The organism is Ideonella sp. P3_A4 (genome assembly GCF_056403075.1).
Genome location: NZ_JBFUGE010000561.1, coordinates 1 through 3,928, shown reverse-complemented (window position 1 = coordinate 3,928; position 3,928 = coordinate 1). Strand labels below are relative to the sequence as shown.

Genomic DNA, 3,928 nt, shown 5'->3' with positions numbered 1-3,928 from the left:
CCAAGCTCTGCCTCCTTCATGGTCAATTACCGAGTAGAAGACCTTCACGCTTTGGTCAAGGTCTTGAAGGAAGAAGGCTGCAACGTGCTCGAAAAGATTGATGAATCCGAGTATGGGAAGTTTGCCTGGGTCATTGATCCAGAGGGAAACAAGGTCGAGCTGTGGCAGCCGCCTCAGGGACAGTGAGCAGGATCGTTGCTCACAGCGGGCCTCGGCCTAACCCCTCCGTCAAAGGGACGTCTTGCGGCAAGCCGCAAGCCGCCCCTTACGTCGAACGTTGAGCATCACTCTCCCTCCTCTGAGCAAGCGGCCCGAGCGTTGTGGCAGCCAGGCCAAATGCAATCACTGCCCGGCAAGCCTTGAGCTTCGTGGTCAAGTCGCAGGAGGCGTTGTGCCAATGTGTGGCCATGCGGAGCGCTCGGTCGAGAATCTCTGCCACTGGGAAGGCGACGAAGGTTCCGGCAAATATCTCTGCCAAAACCTGAACCCAACAATGTTGGCACAGGGAAGGTCTACCGGTGGCTGTCGGAAAAAAATGCAGGCAAACTTTGGGCTTTCACAGGCATCACCGGGTTTCCTCATGAGTGTCAGCCCCAGCTTCACTCGCCGGTCGCAAAGGCAAGTCGCCACAGCACCTCGTTCGCCCAAGCCTGCACCCCAACGGCCGATGCCCAACCCCTCGGTCAAGGGGACGTCTTGCGGCAGGCCGCAAGCCGCCCCTTACCTCGAACGTTAGACCTCAATACACTCGACATCATGTCCACACTACGCGCAAAGACCAAGGCACGCTTTACACGGGTGCTGGAAAATTGCTACTTCTCCGCGGCCAACTTCGCAGTTGCCTATCCAGAAGGAGGCGATGTCGAGCTTGTGGTGGAGTTCATCCCCCGACCTGAATTCACATTCACCCTAATGAGGTACGAGCCAGTCGGATACAGGACGCTTGAATGTCCAAGTGACCATTTTCTCGTCGAGGACTCCTACGAGTGGGACGAGCTTGAAGAGTGCCTCGTAGCCCTTCACCAATGGACTGAACGAATTGAGGAAGAGTATCGAACCGGTCACCCAGTTCTCGACGAATTCGAAGCCTTTCGAGAGTCAATGGAAGCGAAGTTTCGTTCGCATGTCGAAGACGAACACGCCCATTTCACGTCAGAGCAAGCCGCGTCGCTTCGCGTGCGGCTGGACGACTTGGCCGCTGAGCTTTCCCGACTGTCCGAGCGCACAACCGAGGGCGAACGCAGACTCACTCAAGCCAACGAAGAGATTGCGGCCCTAAAAGCAGACCTCGATAGGCTTCCAAGGGGCATCTGGTTCAGGAAAGCCAGCGCAAAGACTCTTGGCATCCTGAAAGCTGTTGTCGCCTCAAAAGAGGCGCGTGAGTTCGCTCTTGAGGCGGCAAAGAAGCTACTTCTCGGGGGGCCCAAGTGAGGTCTAACCACTCCGTCAAGGGGACATCCCGCAAGCGGGCCGCCCCTTACGTCGAACGTTAGGCCCWCAGCCGGGYTGAAGGTCCAGTTCACTTGAAGCSTCTTCTGCCAATGCCAGTTTCTCAAGGCCTCGGTCTCGATGCYTTGTGCTCATGGRAGAGGCGTGCWYGCTTCAGCGTYGGCGTKGGCTGTCCGTCCTTCGGCGGCCAGCGCACGGTCGGTGGTCGCTTCAGCCTTCCGCCTGCCAAGTTGGTCCAGAGATTGAAGCCTTGGCGCTACGTCACGGCTCAACAGTGCCTRCGGTCACGGCCGGAGCTTGTGGTGGGMGCTGCCACTGGGTYGGTTCTGCCGCCTTGGCTGGCTGGCCAAACCGAAGCAGCTCCAGTCCCGGTGCTGCATARCCAAGCTTCGGTCGGCCGAGTAGCATCTCCAAGTTCCTCGGGTCCGTCTGCCTTGCATGGCAAGTCCATCACGGTTGGTGTATCCCCGGTGCCTAACCCCTCCGTCAAGGGGACTGGCCTGCGGCCAGCCCCTTACGTCGAACGTTAGGCCCATCGTGAAATCACGCATCGCCCTCGGCCCGTTGTCGCTCGCCACTGGTGGTCTGGCACTGGTGGTTCTTGCGGCTTGGCGCCACTTTGAGAGCCTCCGCGGCGCGTTCGGCAACTACGTCTTGATGGCAGCCGATTCAATTGGCCTCATCGCAAAGCCGAGCGCCGAGGTCTCGGATGCGATTACGACGCCAGGTTTGCTATCGCTCAACGATTCGAAGGCCATGGCTGTGCTCGTCTTCTTGGGCGTCACTCTCGCACTGGCGTCAGTCTTGTTGTCGCTTCGAGCTCAATCAAAAGCCGAGCCATCTCTTTATCTGGGCGCTGGTTTTGCCTGTGGTGCGTCCAGCCTAATCTTCGTCAACTACTATGTGAGCTTGTTGGTCATTCTTGTCGGGGGCGCAGCTCTTGTTGCAGTTCGCCGCTGGCGCCAGGCCTAACCCCTCCGTCAAGGGGACGTCCACAAGCGGGCTTCGCCCACTTGCGGTCGCCCCTTACGTCGAACGTTARCCCTCTATGCGACCCGAACTGCCGYCCTTCCGTTATCACCCCGACCCGTTGGTTACTGGCGCAGTCAAGCCAAGTGCCGTTCGCTGYGCCTGCTGTGGCGAACAACGAGGCTTTGTGTACATGGGGCCCGTGTACGGAGAAGCYGAACTTCACGAATCTCTTTGTSCATGGTGCATCGCCGACGGTTCTGCCGCTAGAAAATTAGGGGCTTCCTTTGCCGATGACCATCCGCTGCTTCARGCCCGTGTACCCGAACTAATTGTTCAAGAGGTACACCTACGAACTCCCGCGTTCTCTTCATGGCAACAAGAACAGTGGCTTGCCCATTGCGGAGATGCCTGTGCCTTCTTGGGTGACGCGTCGGTTGAGGASGTGGCAAATGCCAGCGAAGGAACTAAGCTGGCTTGGCAGAAGGAATACGGTCTGGGTGAAAGCGACTGGCTGCTCACAACGAAGGGMTATCAGCCACGCGGCGACCAAGTTTTTTACAAGTTCAAGTGCCTCCACTGCGAGGCGGTCCTGCTGGGGTGGGACTGCTCGTGAACCAGAGGGCTAACCCCTCCGTCAAGGGGACGTCTTGCGGCTAGCCGCAAGCCGCCCCTTACGTCGAACGTTAGGCCCACAGCCGTGTTTAGGGTCCAATTCAATTGGAGCGTCTTCTGCCAATGCCAGCTTCACAAGGCCCCGGCCTCGATGCTTTGTGCTCATGGGAGAGGCGTGCTCGCTTCAGCGTCAGCGTGGGCTGTCCGTCCTTCGGCGGCCAGCGCTCTGTCGGKGGTCACTTCGGCCTTCCGCCTGCCAAGTTGGTCAAGAAATTGAAGCCTTGGCGCTACGTCACGGTTCAACAGTGCCTACGGTCACGGCCGGAGCTTGGGGTGGGAGGTGCTACTGGGTCGGTTCTGCCGTCTCAGCGGGCGGGCCAAACTGAAGCAGCCGCAGCCTCGGTGCTGCATAGCCAGGCTSCGGTCAGCCGAGTAGCATCTCCRGCTTCCTCGGGYCCGTCTGCCTTGCAMGGMAAGTYCATCRCGGTTGGTGCATCTCCGGTGCCTAACCCCTCCGTCAAGGGGACCTGCCTGCGGCAGGCCCCTTACGTCGAACGTTAGCCGTCAATCATGAGCGCTCTGCGTTGCCCCAACTGCTCCGGAGATCTTGGCGACAGATCGAGTGAAACTTTCTGTTGGTACTGTGGCTTCAACCTTGACGACAGCGAAAGCTCTGAAGCATTGCGGGCACAAAACGACGTCACTACAGCCGTAAGTCACCCGGAGCCAGCCCGGTGGAAACGAATCCTTCCCCGAGTGATCATTAGCGTTCTGATTGCTGCTGTTGCCCTGCCGGCGTTGACGCTATTAGGGGAACTTTGGTTTATGCCTGTTCTGTTCAGCATCCTATTCTTTTGGAGCTTTGCTCCAGCACTACGCAATGATTAATCCACAC

Annotated in this window: 4 protein-coding genes; all 4 read left to right on the top strand. The window is 58.6% G+C overall.

The genetic code is table 11. The features are described from left to right. On the top strand, positions 1–186 hold a 186-nt coding region (locus tag AC1DYI_RS28935), incomplete at its 5' end, for a VOC family protein (protein WP_477207572.1). 570 nt (positions 187–756) lie between these two features. Next, complete coding sequence (locus AC1DYI_RS28930) at positions 757–1,431, top strand: hypothetical protein (RefSeq protein WP_477207571.1); 675 nt, start codon at positions 757–759, stop codon at positions 1,429–1,431. A gap of 555 nt (positions 1,432–1,986) precedes the next feature. Continuing rightward, on the top strand, positions 1,987–2,421 hold the full coding sequence (locus AC1DYI_RS28925) for a hypothetical protein (RefSeq protein WP_477207570.1): 435 nt from the start codon (positions 1,987–1,989) through the stop codon (positions 2,419–2,421). 76 nt (positions 2,422–2,497) lie between these two features. Next, positions 2,498–3,034 carry a CbrC family protein gene (locus AC1DYI_RS28920; protein ID WP_477207569.1) on the top strand — a complete coding sequence of 179 codons (537 nt, stop codon included), beginning with the start codon at positions 2,498–2,500 and terminating at the stop codon, positions 3,032–3,034. The last annotated feature ends 894 nt before the right edge of the window (positions 3,035–3,928 follow it).

What these genes read in the sequence shown, in the direction of transcription:
- AC1DYI_RS28930 (WP_477207571.1), top strand. Translation starts at nt 757, where the DNA reads ATGTCCACACTACGCGCAAAGACCAAGGCACGCTTTACACGGGTGCTG.